The sequence below is a fragment of the Streptomonospora sediminis genome, from assembly GCF_054778995.1.
This window is the reverse complement of the sequence record NZ_BAAGYZ010000128.1, coordinates 22,000-35,496: the sequence shown is the minus strand read 5'-3', so window position 1 is coordinate 35,496 and position 13,497 is coordinate 22,000. Positions and strand designations below refer to the sequence as shown.

Below are 13,497 nucleotides of genomic sequence, written 5' to 3'. Positions count from 1 at the left end.
TGCGGCACGCATCGGGCGCCGCGCTGCCGCGGCGGCAGGCTACACGTTGAGTGCGACACTCCGGCCGTCGGTATCCCACGCGGTCAGCGGCCGGAGTCCGTCGCCGGTCCACTCGCCGACCACGGTGGTCGGCGCGCCGCCGCTGACGGCGGCGAGCCGCCAGTTCGGCGAGCATTCGGGCAGCAGCGGCAGCACCGCGCCGGTGGGATCGGCCAGCGCCCACGGCTGGTCGGCCGCCACGCGCACGGAGTCGAGCGCGACCGGCCACGCATCCAGCCAGGGGTCGGCTGCCAGAGCGGCGGCATAGGAGTCGAGCGCGGCAACGACACCCCCGGCCGCGGGCGGCTGCGCCGGTTGTTCGGCGTGGACGGCGGCGACCGACGCGCGCCATTCGGCCGGATGGAAGGCGAGGTCGGCATCGACCGAGGTGCCCGCGCGCACCGGGGTTTCGGGGGTCTGGCCCTCGGGGGCGAAGGACAGCAGCGCGGCGGTGCGCCCCGTGGCGGCGCCGCGCAGCCAGATCCGGCGGCCGCGGACCTGGCCGGCGCCGAAGTCGCACATGCCCAGCACTTGCCAGTGGTCGCGCACCGGCGCGGTTTCGTCGGCCGCCGTGGGCAGTCCCACCCGGGTCTCGACCGTGGCGCGCAGCGCCGGGTCGAGGTCGGCGCGGCGCTGGTAGGCGCCGGAGAGCATGTGCAGCATGGCGTACTCGCTCAGCATCCGGTCGGGCCAGTCGCGGGAGGTGCCGATGCGGCTGATGTCGCGCACGCGGTCGGCGAGCCGGCCCGCCTGGGAGTCGACCAATCGCGCGGCCATGGTGTCGAGCGGGGAATAGCCGAGATCGCGGGAACCGGCGAGCCCGGTTTCGAGCTGGTCGCGCAGCCACAGGTCGAGTTCGGCCACGCCCTCGGACACCCGTTCGTGGCGTTTTTCGGCGCGGCGGGCGGCCGCGGCGGGATCGGCGGGGGCCGCCGCAGCGGCGGGCCGGTTGCGCGCGGCCGCCCGCCGGGACAGCCACTCGGCCACGTGTTCAGGGGGCTCCTGGACCTCGAAGCCGGTATCGGCCCACAGGTACAGCAGCGCCAGCGTGTGCTTGCAGGGGGTCTTGCGGCTGGGGCAACTGCAGCGGTAGGCGGGCGAAGCGCCGAGTTCGGCCATGACCCGGTAGGGGGTCTTGCCGCTGCCGGCGCAGTCGCCCCACACCGCAGCGGCCTCCGCGGTATCGGCGGGGCGGAAGCCCGTGGCCGACCAGGAGTCGGGCTTGGCGGTCTTGACCGCAGCCTTGCGGGAAGTGGAATCGGGCGCGAGGGCCCAGACGTCGTCGGTGGTCCAACGGTTGCTCACAGCTCTGAACCTAGCGCCCGGCTATGACATTTCCGGTCCGGGCGCCCGGCGCCGCCGCCCGGCGGTGCGGCGCTACCGAGATCGTCGGCAGTGCTCCGGCCTCCATGCCGGAGGTGAAGCCGACTCCCCCACGTAGCGCGACAGCAAGCGCCGAACCGCCGCCAGGCGGTCCGGCGCCCTTCATATCGGTAAACACCCCGTGCCGGTACTTCGCCACGAAAACCAAGTGCGCGTGCACGACGACAATGCAATGCCTGCCGGTTCTCACTCCTCGTATGCACCTATAAACCAACCGTAGTACACTTGTTCGCATGCAGCTCCGGTACAGCTTCCGGCTGTACCCGAACGGACCCCAACGCGACGCGTTGGCCAGGGCGTTCGGGTGCGCACGCGTCGTGTACAACGATGCCCTCCGGGCACGTGAGACCGCACGCGCCGCGGGTGGGGAGTTCCCCACCACCGGTGACCTGTCCAAAGCGCTGATCACCGAAGCAAAGAAGACACCCGAGCGTGCATGGTTGAGCGAGGTCTCCGCCGTGGTGCTGCAGCAGTCCCTCAGGGACCTGGACACCGCCTATAAGAACTTCTTCGACTCCCTCAAGGGCACGCGTCCGCCCATGGGCCCTCCCCGGTTCAAATCCCGCAAGGACACCCGCCAGGCCGTCCGGTTCACCGCCAACGCCCGATGGAAGATCACCCCGGGCGGTGATCTGTCGCTGCCCAAGATCGGAGACCTACGGGTCAGGTGGTCGCGCACCCTGCCGTCGGTCCCGTCCTCGGTGACCGTGGTCCAGGACGCGGCCGGACGGTACTTCGCATCCTTCGTTGCCGAGGCCGGAGACGCACCGCTGCCGGAGTCAAAGCAGGTGAGGGGTATCGATCTCGGGCTCGGGCACTTCGCCGTGCTGTCGGACGGTACGAAGATCTACTCGCCCCGGTTCCTCCGCCGTGCTGAAAAGCGCCTCAAGCGGGCACAGCGCAACCTGTCGCGCAAGGCCAAAGGCGGCAAGAACAGGGAAAAGGCCAGAGCCAAGGTCGCCCGCGCCCACGCCCGTGTGGCCGACGCGCGGCGCGACTTCCACCACCAACTGTCGACCCGGATCGTTCGCGAGAACCAAGCGATCGCCGTGGAAGACCTGTCGGTCAACGGACTCGCACGCACCAACCTGGCCAAGTCCGTGCACGATGCCGGGTGGTCGGCGTTTGTGGGCATGCTGGAATACAAGGCCGCACGGCACGGCCGCACCCTGGTCAGGATCGGCCGGTTCGAGCCGACGTCCCAGGTGTGCTGTGCCTGCGGGATCAGGGACGGCCCCAAACCTTTGCGCGTCCGGCAGTGGAGGTGCGGGGACTGCGGGTCCGTCCTTGATCGGGACATCAACGCGGCGGTGAACATCGCCAGGGCGGCCGGACTGGCCGTATCAGCCTGTGGAGCGCAGGTAAGACCCGGGCTTGCTCGGGCACAGCGCGTCGAAGCAGGAACCCACCGAAGCGGCCGGTCGGCCGCCGTAAGCATCCCCGGGCTCTAGCCCGGGGAGCGGAAGTCAACGTGGGTATCGGGTGCAGGGTCGGCGGGGTTACGGGGGCGCAATGGCCAAGAGCGAAGCCGACAGCCGCGAGCTGCTGCGGCTGATGATGGGACCGTGGCTGGCCGAGGGGGTGACCGCGGCGGTGCGGCTGGGTGTGGTCGACCGGCTCGGCGCCGGCCCGGCGTCGGCCGCTGCACTCGCCGACACCCTGTCGCTGGCTCCGGAACCGCTGCTGCGGCTGCTGCGTCTGCTGACCGCTCTGGGCGTGCTCGAGGAACGCGACGGGTGCTTCGAGCTGACCCCGATGGGCGAACTGCTGCACAGCGAGCACCACGCCTCGATGCGCGATCTAGCGCTGCTCTACAACAGCGACTTCTTCCGCGGTGCCTGGAGCGGGCTGACCGCGGCCGTGCGCACCGGCGAGCAGGCCTTCGAGTCGGTCTACGGCCAGGACGTCTACGGCTACCTGGCCCGCCACCCCGGCGACGCCGCGCTGTTCGACGCCGGCATGGCCGAAGGCGGCTCGTTCGCCCAAGGCCTGTCCGGCGCCTACGACTTCGCGCAGGCGCGCCACGTCGCCGACATCGGCGGCGGCGACGGCAGCCGGCTGGCGGAACTGCTCAACGACCACCCCCACCTGCACGGCACGCTCCAGGAACGCCCCCAGGTCCTCGCCGCGGCCCAAGAGCGGCTCGCGCCCTACATCGGCGAGGGGCGCTGCACGGTGGCCGCCGGCGACTTCCTGCGGTCGGTCGCCCCCGGCGCCGATGTCTACGTACTCAGCCGCGTGCTGCACAACTGGGACGACTCCTCCGCCGCGCAGGTGCTCGCCAACTGCGCAGCGGCCATGGGCCCCGACGCCCGCCTGCTGATCGTGGAGCGGGTCATGCCCGACGGGCACCACCCGTGGCTGTCGCGGGCCTTCGACCTGCACATGATGGTGATGACCACCGGCCGGGAACGCACCGGGAGCGAGTACGAGGCGCTGCTGGCCCCGGCCGGGCTGCGCACCCTGGAGGTGCGCGCACTCGCCATGGAAATGGCCGTCCTGGTGGCGGGGCGCGGCTGAGCCGAACGGCCCCCGCGGCCCGGTGCACCACCGGTGTGTACCGCCCGGCGGTACGGGCCGTTGCCGGCGCGGACTCCGGACACGCGGTCCCCGTCTGCAAGGGGGTCAGGTTGTCAAGGACACGCGCCAGTGAACCCGGGTCCGTGCCGGCAACTTCCTGCAGTGTGGCCGATCGCCGAGGATAAAGCGAGGTCAACGCGAAATTGCAGGTCAGAACCTCGGTCGGCGACGGCGGTGCGGGCGGCGCGAAACGGGCCGCCGCAGCGGGCGGGGCGCATGGCGGGGGCAAGGCCAGGCCACGCGGCTCACCCGGGGCCGGCGGTTGGCCGGATCCGGCCGGGTGGCCGATGGGGGCGGCGGGGAAGGAAGCCGCACCCCGGTATCAGAAGGCCCTTTAGCGGGCCTGCAGCGCGTCCAGCGCGACGGCCATGGCGATCACCAGGCGGCGGTCGACATTGGGGTCGGGGATGTCGACGGTGTAGCGGTCGCGCAGCCCGAAGCGCTTGTCGACACTGAAGATCGGGTGCTGGCCCGCAACGAAATCAAAGTGGTACGGAATGATCTGCGCGGCCGAAATGAACCGGCGCAGGATTCCCAGGACCTGGTTGCGCTCCTGGCCGGTGGCGGTGAACAGTCCGGGCTGCTCCAGGTGCCAGGTGGAACGCAGCAGCGACTGCTTGAAGTCCTTGCGGAAGTTGCCGATCGCCTGGCCGTTGTGGTCGGTGACGTCGTAGGTTGCGCCCAGGTCGACCACCTGGCGGGCCTTGAAACCCAGCACCGGGTACTGCTTGCTGTCGTCGGTGTAGAGCGTCACCTGCTCTTTGAAGGCCATCCGCTTCTGCTGCGCAAAGGCGATCATTTCGCCCTCGGAGCCGTCCGGCTGCACAGCGCGGACCTCGTACTGGTTGACCATCATCCGGATACGCTGGCGCACCGCGAGTTGGGTTAGCGTTTGCAACTGATTCATCGGTTTTCCTCGGTTTTCAGGGACAGATTTACGGCAAAAGCGCCTGGAACCCGGCTGATCCTAGCGGCACGATCGCAGTCGCGACACATCCGGACGTTGCCCGGAGCGTGATCGCTGCCTTTTCCCACCGGTTCGGGGTGCGGCAAGCCGACGCGGACGCGGAGACCCGCCCAGCGGGGTTCCGCCGGGTGGCGGGCGGCCATTCTCCCTGCACAAGCCGGTGGCGTTCCCGGCGGGTGGAGTGTTGTCAGCGAGGGCACCGGCGCAAGGGTGCGCGCCGCCGCAGCGATCATAGACTAACGAGCATGGAAAGCGCGGGTTGGTCGTCATCCGATAGCGCCCGCGCCGCGCGGCGCGGGCAGCGGGGGCGTCCGCCCGGCCGCACTGCGCAGGGCGATCTCGTGCGTGCCGAAATCCTGGCCGCCGCCGCCCGGCACTTTGCGGCGGGCGGTTACAACGGGTCCTCGCTGGCACGCATCGCCGCCGACTGCGGACTCTCCCAGGCCGGATTGCTGCACCACTTCGCCACCAAGCGCGAGCTGCTGGAGGAACTGCTGGCCGAGCGCGACCGCCGCGACCTGCAGGCCGTGGGCGTACCAGCCGGCGCCAGCGGGCTCGCCGTACTCGACTTCGCCCACCGGCTGGTGGCCCACAACGCCGGCCAGCCCGCGCTCGTGCGCGCCTTTGCCGTGCTCTCCGGCGAAGCGGTCGCATTGGACCATCCCGCCCGCGACTACTTCGCCGCCCGCTACCGCACCTCGGCCGAGCAGCTGGCGGCCGGGCTGCGCAGGGGAATCGACGACGGCCAACTGCGCCCGGACCTCGACTGCGCCGCCATCGCCTCGGAGGTACTGGCCGTGATGGACGGGATGCAGACCCAGTGGCTGCTCGATCCCGAGCGGTTCGACATGACCGAGCGTTTCGGTGCCTACGTGCGGAGATTGGGCGCGGCGCTGACCGCCTGACCTGACACGCCCCGGGCGCACCGGGCGCCGCGGCCGACCCGGCCCCCGCCCCGGCCGATGGGGGAAGACACCGGTCGGCTGCATAGGCGGCCGGATCCGGCCAAAAACAGCAACGGTCACATGCTGTCATAGATCGCGGGCTTTCGGTGATGTCCGAAGCCGCCGCCTGCGGCCGGGCCGGCGCCCGCCTTCGTCGGGCCCGGTCCGGCCGGCGGCCGCCTGCGCCGCGCGGTGCGTTCAGCCGGCCGCGCTGATGGCCGCCACCGAGTCGCGCAGCTTCGAGCGCAGGCCCGCCGGCAGCGGAGCCGACCCGGTCTCCGCCGACGCGGCCCGCTGCCCCTCCTCGCTGAGCACGTACTCCAGGAAGGCGCGCACCCGCTCGGCGTCCTCGCCCGACGAGTAGCGCAGGCAGGCGATCTCGTAGGTCACCAGCACGATGGGGTAGGTGCCGGGCTCGGTCGTGCCGTAGTCCAGTTCCAGCGCATGGTCGTGGCGGTGGCCGCCCGGCCGTTCCGGTGAGGACCCCACCACGCGCGCGGCCGAATCCGGCGATACCTCGACGAACCCGCCGCCCACGCCGATGGCCGCGGTGGACATGCCGGCGGTGTGCGAGGCCTCGACGTAGCCGATCGTGCCCGCGCCGCCTTCGACCGCCTGTGCGATCCCGCTGTTGCCCTGGGCCGCTTCGACCGGGTTGACCGGCCAGGTGCCGCCGGGCGCGTGCGGCCATGCCCCGCCGGCCGCCTCGGCCAGATAGGCGGTGAAGTTCTCCGTGGTACCGGAGTCGTCGGCGCGCGTGACCGGGGTGATGCGCAGGTCGGGGAGGTCGGCGCCGGGGTTGTGCTCGGCGATCGCGGGATCGTTCCAGCGGGTGATCTCCTGGTTGAAAATCCGGGCCAGGACCTGCGGCGGCAGGTTCAGCGAGTCGACGCCCTCCAGGTCGAAGATGACGGCGATGGGCACCACGTAACCGGGGATGTTGACCGCGGCCGCCCCGGCGGCGCAGCGCTTGCGCGCCCGGCGGTGCTCGGCGGCATCCAGCGCGGCATCGGACCCGGCGAATTCCACGGCGCTGTCGAGGAACTGGCTGCGCCCGGCACCCGACCCCACCGAGTCGTAGAGCACAAGGGCGTCGTCGCAGGCGAGCTGGAAACCGGCGACCCAGGCGTACATGGCGTTCTCCTGGGCACTGGATCCCGCCGCCGAGAGGCTGCCGTCAAAGCAGTTGATGTCCTCGGGTACGGGAGGAGGCTCCTGGCCTTCTCTGAGGGCGTTGTCGCTGCCGCATGCCGCGGTCAGCGCCAGCACGCCGGCCAGTGCGGTCGCGGACAGGGTGCGGTGGCCGGGCAGGGTCACGGGTCTGACATTCCCCTTTGCGAGCGGTTGGCAACCCTGCGTGTGCAACGGGATGCCCGAAACGTCGGATGCATGGCGCTAAAGTGGCCGAACTCCGAAGGGGAATCTAACAACCGGTGAACTGGGCTGGCCAGCGGCCCCCGATCAGGCACGCCCCGCCGCCGTGCGGGCGGGTCGGCCCGCCCGCACGGCGGGCACCTCGGGCACGCGCCGGCGCTCCGCTCAGTGTGCGCCGGCGCGCCGTTCCCCGATGCGGGCCAGCACCGCCCGCAGCCCCAGCTCGTAACCTGCCGGGCCGCAGCCCGCGATGTAGCCCTGCACCACCGGAGCCGTCACCGACCTGTGCCGGAACTCCTCGCGCGCGTAGACGTTGGAGATGTGCACCTCGACACAAGGGGTCTCCACCGCGTCGATCGCGTCGCGCAGCGCAATGCTGTAGTGGGCAAAGGCCCCCGGATTGAGGACGATGCCGTCGAAGGCGCGTGCCCGGTGCACCTGTTCGACCAGCACGCCCTCATGGTTGCTCTGCACACACTCGACCCCGGCACCCAGTTCGGTGCCCAGCGCCGCGACACGGCGCTCGATCTCGGCCAGGGTCACCGACCCGTACTGCTCCGGGTCGCGGCTGCCCAGCAGGTTCAGGTTGGGCCCGTTGAGCAGGAGCACGGCGGGGGGCGCACCGGAATCGGCCATCGGAGTGGACCTTTCGTTATGGAACAGTGGCAACAGCGGTCTGCAGGAATTGAATCCGCGCAGCCGCACACCGCGGCAGCGGATACGCGGGTACACGGTTCCGCGCAAAACGCAGGGAGGAGGCGGACTCACCGATCCTAGTTTCTGCAGCCGCCCGCGGCTCCGGGCCCCGGCGGGCATGTCGCCCTCCAACCCCCGGTCAGCGGCCCGCAAGGTACCCGGTTCAACGGCGGCGGTGCGGGGCAGAGAACCCACGATGAACGCGCACAGCCCGCCGACCTCCACCTACCGGCTGCAGCTCGGACGGGGCCGCACGCTCCATTGGGCCGCCGGTCTCGTCGATTACCTGCACCGGCTGGGGGCGGGCGCCATCTACCTGTCGCCGATCCTCACTGCCGCGCCCGGATCCGAGCACGGCTACGACGTCACCGATCCCGCATCGGTCTCGGCGGCCCTGGGCGGCGACCCCGCGCGCCGCGAACTGGCCGGGCGGCTGCACGAGCACGGCATGGGCCTGGTCGCCGACATCGTGCCCAACCACATGTCGGTCGCCGCACCCGCCGCCAACCCGTGGTGGTGGGACGTGCTGCGCAGCGGCAGGGACTCCGCCCGCGCACGCTGCTTCGACATCGACTGGTCGGCCGGCCGCCTCGAACTGCCCGTCCTCGCCGACGACGGCGACGGTGGCGCCGCCGCCCTGGAACGCCTCGGTATCGCCGACGGCTGCCTGACCTACGAGGACCACCGCTTCCCGATCGCACCCGGCACCCACCGGCCCGGCGACACCGCAAGTGACGTGCACGGACGCCAGCACTACCGGCTGGTGTCCTGGCGGCGCGGCCGCGAGCGGCTGAGCTACCGCCGCTTCTTCGACATCACCGGACTGGCGGCGGTGCGAATGGAGGACCCCGACGTCTTCGCGGCCGCCCACGCCGAAATCCTGCGCTGGGCCGAACGCGGCGAACTGGACGGGTTGCGGGTCGACCACCCCGACGGCCTCAGCGACCCGGGCGGCTACCTGCGGCGGCTGCGCGACTCCTTCGGCGGCTGGATCGTGGCCGAGAAGATCCTCGGTCCGGGCGAGTCGCTGCCCGCCTCCTGGCCGGTCGAGGGCACCACCGGCTACGACGCGCTGCGCGAGGTATGCGGCCTGTTCGTGGACCCCGCCGGCAAACCCGTGCTGAGCGAACTCGCCGTGGCCGTGGGCGCCCCGGTGCGCACCGCCGCAGTGCAGGCCGAATCCCGCCGGCTCGCCGCCCGCGAACTGCTCGCCCCCGAGGTGCGCCGGATCGCCGCACTGCTGGACGACACCGACCCCGCACAGGCCGAACCCGCCGTGGCCGAACTGCTGGCGTCCTTCGACACCTACCGCAGCTACCTGCCCGAAGGCCGTGCGGCATGGGACCGGGCCGTCGCCGCGGCCCAGACCTGCCGCCCCGACCTCGCCGGGATCATCGCCCGCATCGACCGGCACGCCCGCGCCGACCCCGCCGGGGAACTCGCCGTGCGCATCCAGCAGACCAGCGGCATGGTCATGGCCAAGGGCACCGAGGACACCGCGTTCTACCGCGCCACCCGCTTCGTCGCGCTGAACGAGGTCGGCGGCGACCCCGCCCGGTTCGGGGTCGCCCCCGCTGAATTCCACGACCGGTGCGCCCGCCGCGAGGCATGCCGGCCGCAGACCATGACCGCCCTGTCCACCCACGACACCAAGCGTTCGGAGGACGTGCGCGCCCGGCTGGCGGCGATCAGCGAGATCCCCAGGGAGTTCGCCGCTGCCGTGCACCGCTGGCGCGGCAGCTGCGCCATCAGCGACCCCGCCCTGGACCTGCTCGCCTGGCAGACCCTGGTGGGTACCTGGCCCATCAGCGCGGCGCGGCTGCGCGACCACCTGCTCAAGGCCGCCCGCGAACAGAAGGAGCGCACCTCCTGGATCGACGGCGACCCCGGCTTCGAAGCAGAGATCGCCGCCTGGCCCGAACAGGTGCTTTCGGCGACCGACCTGTGCGCCGACATCGCCGCGTTCGTCGGCCGTATCCGCGCAGCCGGCTGGAGCAACTCCCTGGGCCAGAAACTGCTGCAGCTCGCCGGCCCCGGAGTGCCCGATCTCTACCAGGGCTCGGAGCTGTGGGACCTGTCCCTGGTCGACCCCGACAACCGCCGCCCCGTCGACTTCACCTGCCGCCAGACCCACCTGGAACGCCTTGAGAGCGGGCACCTACCCGAAATCGACGCCTCCGGCGCAGCGAAACTGCACGTGGTCCGCAGCGCGCTGCACCTCCGCCGCGACCACGACCTGCGCGGATACCTCCCGCTGGAGCCGGTGGGCCCCGAATCCGAGCACGCCGTCGCCTTCGCCCGCGGCCCCCGCCACGACGTGGCCGCCGTCGCCACGCGGCTGCCGCTCGGCCTGGCAGCCAAGGGCGGCTGGTCCGAGACCGCCGTCCCCCTGCCGTCGGGGCCGGGCACCTGGCGCGACCTGCTCACCGGCCGGGTACTGCTGCCCGAACGCACCGACGGTTTCTGCGCCGCCCGCCTGGCGGCCGTACTGGACCGCTACCCCGTGGCCCTGCTGGTGCGCAGCTGAGAGCCGCGGGCGCCGGGGCGCGGGTCGGCGCGCAGGTGCCACCGCCGCGGGCGCAGCCCCGGCAGTCCGCCGTGCAACCCGCCCCGGCAACCGCGCGCCGCGGCTAAGCTGCAGGCACATGACCTCCACCGACGACGGCCCCGCTGCGCTGCCCGCCCGGCTGCGGATGCCCGAACCCGTGCTGCGCGCCCTGGCCTGCCCCGTGTGCGGGCAGCCCCTGGGCCCCGGCGGCAACGCGCTGGCCTGCACCGCGGGACACCGGTTCGACGTCGCCCGCGAGGGCTATGCCGGCCTGCTCACCGGCCACCGAACGGCGGGCACCGGCGACACCAAGGAGATGGTGCGCGCCCGCACCGAGTTCCAGGCCGCCGGACACTACGCGCCCCTGGCCGCCCGCATCGCCGAACTCGCCGCCGGTACCCCCGCCGCCGCGGACGGCCTGATCGCCGACATCGGGGCCGGCACCGGCTACTACCTCGCGGCGGCGCTGGAAGCCGCCCCCGGCGCCTGGGGGCTGGCGCTGGACGTGTCCAAGTTCGCGCTGCGCCGCGCCGCCCGCGCCCACCCGCGCGCCGGCGCCGCCGCCTGCGACACCTGGCGCGGCCTGCCGCTGCGCAGCGGTTCTGCGGCGGTGCTGCTCAACGTGTTCGCGCCCCGCGAGGCGGCCGAGTTCCACCGCGTACTGCGCAGCGACGGGTCCCTGGCCGTGGTCACGCCCACCCCGCGCCACCTCGCCGGTCTGGTCGCCGACCTGGGGCTGGTCACCGTCGACGCGCACAAGGAGCAGCGGCTGGAGGGCGGGCTGGCCGCCCACTTCACCCGCGTGCACCGCGAAGAGCTGGACGTGGCACTGTCGCTGTCGCCCGAGGAGGCCGCGTCACTGGTCGCGATGGGCCCCAGCGCCCGCCACCTCGCGCCCGGCGAGATCCCCGACCGCGTCGGCGCCTTGGGCGCCCCGATTGCGGCCGCGGCGTCCTTCGCCATCTCGGTGTACCGCCCGAGCTGATCCGGCGGGCGGAGCCGCCGCCCCCGCCGCCGGGCCGGCACTCTCGCGCGCCGGCGACTTCGCAGGCCGCACCCGCCGCAGAGCCGCGCTTTATCCCGGTGCCGCCCGGGTACGACCGCCCCGTGAGCGCGCACGAAGGGCACCGGTTCGGGGTCTGGGCACCGCAACGCAGCAGGGTCGATTTGCGCTTGGGCGGCACCGACCACCCCATGCGCCGCGGCTCCGGCGGCTGGTGGCACGTCCGCGCCGCCGCGGCGGGTACCGGCGACGACTACGCGTTCGTGCTCGACGGCGACGGCACCCCGCTGCCCGATCCCCGCTCGCTGCACCAGCCCAACGGCGTGCACGGGCCCTCGCGCATCTACGACCACGCCGACTTCGACTGGACCGACACCGACTGGCGCGGGCGTGCGCTGCCCGGATGCGTCGTCTACGAGCTGCACATCGGGACCTTCACCCCCGAAGGAACGTTCGACGCCGCCATCGCCCGCCTGGACCACCTCACCGACCTCGGCGCCGACCTGGTGCAGCTCATGCCCGTCAACGCCTTCGGCGGCACCGACCACGGGTGGGGCTACGACGGAGTGCTGTGGGGAGCGGTGCACGAACCCTACGGCGGCCCCGACGGCCTCAAACGCTTCACCGACGCCTGCCACCGCCGCGGCCTGGGCGTACTGCTCGACGTCGTCTACAACCACCTCGGGCCCGAAGGCGCCTACCTGCCGCGGTTCGGCCCCTACTTCAGCGGCGACACCCCCTGGGGACCCTCGCTGAACCTGGACGGCCCCGGATCCGACGAGGTCCGGCGCTACGTGATCGACAACGCCCTGGGTTGGCTGCGCGACTTCCACCTCGACGGGTTGCGCTTGGACGCGGTGCACGCGCTGCACGACTCCCGCGCCCGCCACCTGCTCACCGAACTCTCCGCCGAGGTCGACGCGCTGGCGGCGGGCCTGCGCCGTCCGCTCACCCTCATCGCCGAGTCCGACCGCAACGACCCCGCCACCGTCACCGCGCGCGAGGCCGGCGGCCACGGGCTGGCCGCGCAGTGGTGCGACGACCTGCACCACGCCCTGCACACCGCCCTCACCGGCGAGGACCACGGCTACTACGCCGACTTCGCCGCACCCGGGGTGCTGGCCGGTACCCTCGCCCGGGCGTTCTGGCACGACGGCCGCTACTCCGCCTTCCGCGGCCGCACCCACGGCGCCCCCGTCGACACCGCCCGCATCCCCGGCCACCGTTTCCTGGCCTACCTGCAGAACCACGACCAGATCGGCAACCGCGCCGGCGGCGACCGGATGGCCGCGACCGTATCGCCCGGCCTGCTGGCATGCGGTGCGGCACTGGTGCTGTGCTCGCCTTACACCCCCATGGTGTTCATGGGCGAGGAGTGGGCTGCGGCCACACCCTGGCCGTTCTTCGCCTCCTTCACCGAACCCGCACTGGCCGAGGGCGTGCGCACGGGGCGCCGCCGCGAGTTCGCCGCCCACGGCTGGGATGCGGCCGACATTCCCGACCCCCTCGACCCCCGCACCCGCGAACGGGCCGTGCTGCGGTGGGACGAGCGCGACCGCCCGCCGCACCGCGGCACCCTGCAGATCTACCGGCGGCTCATCGCGTTGCGCCGCGCCCGGCCCGAACTCGCCGACCCCCGCTTGGACCGCTTCGGCGTACAGGCCGCGGCCGACGGGCGCGAACTCGTGCTGCACCGCGGCCGGCTGCGCGTCGTCTGCAACCTGCGCAGCACCCCCGCCGAGGTCGGACTCGACCTGCCCGCAGGCCGGGTGCTGCTGTCCTCGGCCCGGGCCGAGGCACGCGACACGCGGGTGCACCTGCCACCGGAGTCCTTCGCCATCGTCGAAACCGGTGACCGGACCCGGCCAGACTGACCAACAGCGCCCCGGCCGCGGCATGGCGTGCGGCTGCGGGATACGGCTGTGATCTGCGGCAACGGAGCACGGCCCCCGGTCCGGCCGGC

10 protein-coding genes are annotated in these 13,497 nt (G+C 72.6%); 6 read left to right on the top strand and 4 right to left on the bottom strand.

Translation table 11 applies throughout. The features are described from left to right. Window positions 1-39: 39 nt before the first annotated feature. Window positions 40-1,344 (bottom strand): SWIM zinc finger family protein, encoded by a 1,305-nt coding sequence (locus ACYVD5_RS25325; RefSeq protein WP_461003652.1) that lies wholly within the window; start codon window positions 1,342-1,344, stop codon window positions 40-42. Between the two features lie 311 nt (window positions 1,345-1,655). Here ACYVD5_RS25325 and ACYVD5_RS25320 point away from each other — a divergent pair, with 311 nt between their 5' ends. Together ACYVD5_RS25320 and ACYVD5_RS25315 are read left to right on the top strand one after the other, a co-directional pair. Next, on the top strand, window positions 1,656-2,873 hold the full coding sequence (locus ACYVD5_RS25320) for an RNA-guided endonuclease InsQ/TnpB family protein (protein ID WP_461003651.1): 1,218 nt from the start codon (window positions 1,656-1,658) through the stop codon (window positions 2,871-2,873). Between the two features lie 61 nt (window positions 2,874-2,934). Then, the gene (locus ACYVD5_RS25315; protein WP_461003650.1) at window positions 2,935-3,942 is read left to right on the top strand and encodes a methyltransferase; all 1,008 of its coding nucleotides are present in this window, start codon (window positions 2,935-2,937) and stop codon (window positions 3,940-3,942) included. A 394-nt stretch (window positions 3,943-4,336) separates the two neighbouring features. Here ACYVD5_RS25315 and ACYVD5_RS25310 read toward each other — a convergent pair whose 3' ends face one another. After that, a complete protein-coding gene (locus ACYVD5_RS25310) occupies window positions 4,337-4,909 on the bottom strand; it encodes an LURP-one-related/scramblase family protein (protein ID WP_461003649.1) in 573 nt (190 codons plus the stop codon). A gap of 305 nt (window positions 4,910-5,214) precedes the next feature. On the opposite strand from ACYVD5_RS25310, the gene ACYVD5_RS25305 reads away from it, so the two are divergent. After that, complete coding sequence (locus ACYVD5_RS25305) at window positions 5,215-5,874, top strand: TetR/AcrR family transcriptional regulator (RefSeq protein ID WP_461003648.1); 660 nt, start codon at window positions 5,215-5,217, stop codon at window positions 5,872-5,874. A gap of 237 nt (window positions 5,875-6,111) precedes the next feature. Here ACYVD5_RS25305 and pstS read toward each other — a convergent pair whose 3' ends face one another. Beyond that, window positions 6,112-7,230, bottom strand: coding sequence for a phosphate ABC transporter substrate-binding protein PstS (gene pstS, locus ACYVD5_RS25300; RefSeq protein WP_461003647.1), 1,119 nt, complete (start codon window positions 7,228-7,230; stop codon window positions 6,112-6,114). A 222-nt stretch (window positions 7,231-7,452) separates the two neighbouring features. Then, on the bottom strand, window positions 7,453-7,923 hold the full coding sequence (aroQ, locus tag ACYVD5_RS25295) for a type II 3-dehydroquinate dehydratase (RefSeq protein WP_461003646.1): 471 nt from the start codon (window positions 7,921-7,923) through the stop codon (window positions 7,453-7,455). Window positions 7,924-8,179: 256 nt separating this feature from the next. Between aroQ and treY the strand changes: the two genes are divergently transcribed. The 3 genes from treY to treZ all read left to right on the top strand — a co-directional run bounded on the left by treY (window position 8,180) and on the right by treZ (window position 13,408). Then, window positions 8,180-10,510: a malto-oligosyltrehalose synthase gene (gene treY, locus ACYVD5_RS25290; RefSeq protein ID WP_461003645.1), complete on the top strand. Its 2,331-nt coding sequence runs from the start codon at window positions 8,180-8,182 to the stop codon at window positions 10,508-10,510. 118 nt (window positions 10,511-10,628) lie between these two features. Beyond that, window positions 10,629-11,516, top strand: coding sequence for a putative RNA methyltransferase (locus ACYVD5_RS25285; protein WP_461003644.1), 888 nt, complete (start codon window positions 10,629-10,631; stop codon window positions 11,514-11,516). A 122-nt stretch (window positions 11,517-11,638) separates the two neighbouring features. Further along, window positions 11,639-13,408 (top strand): malto-oligosyltrehalose trehalohydrolase, encoded by a 1,770-nt coding sequence (gene treZ, locus ACYVD5_RS25280; RefSeq protein ID WP_461003643.1) that lies wholly within the window; start codon window positions 11,639-11,641, stop codon window positions 13,406-13,408. Window positions 13,409-13,497: the final 89 nt, after the last annotated feature.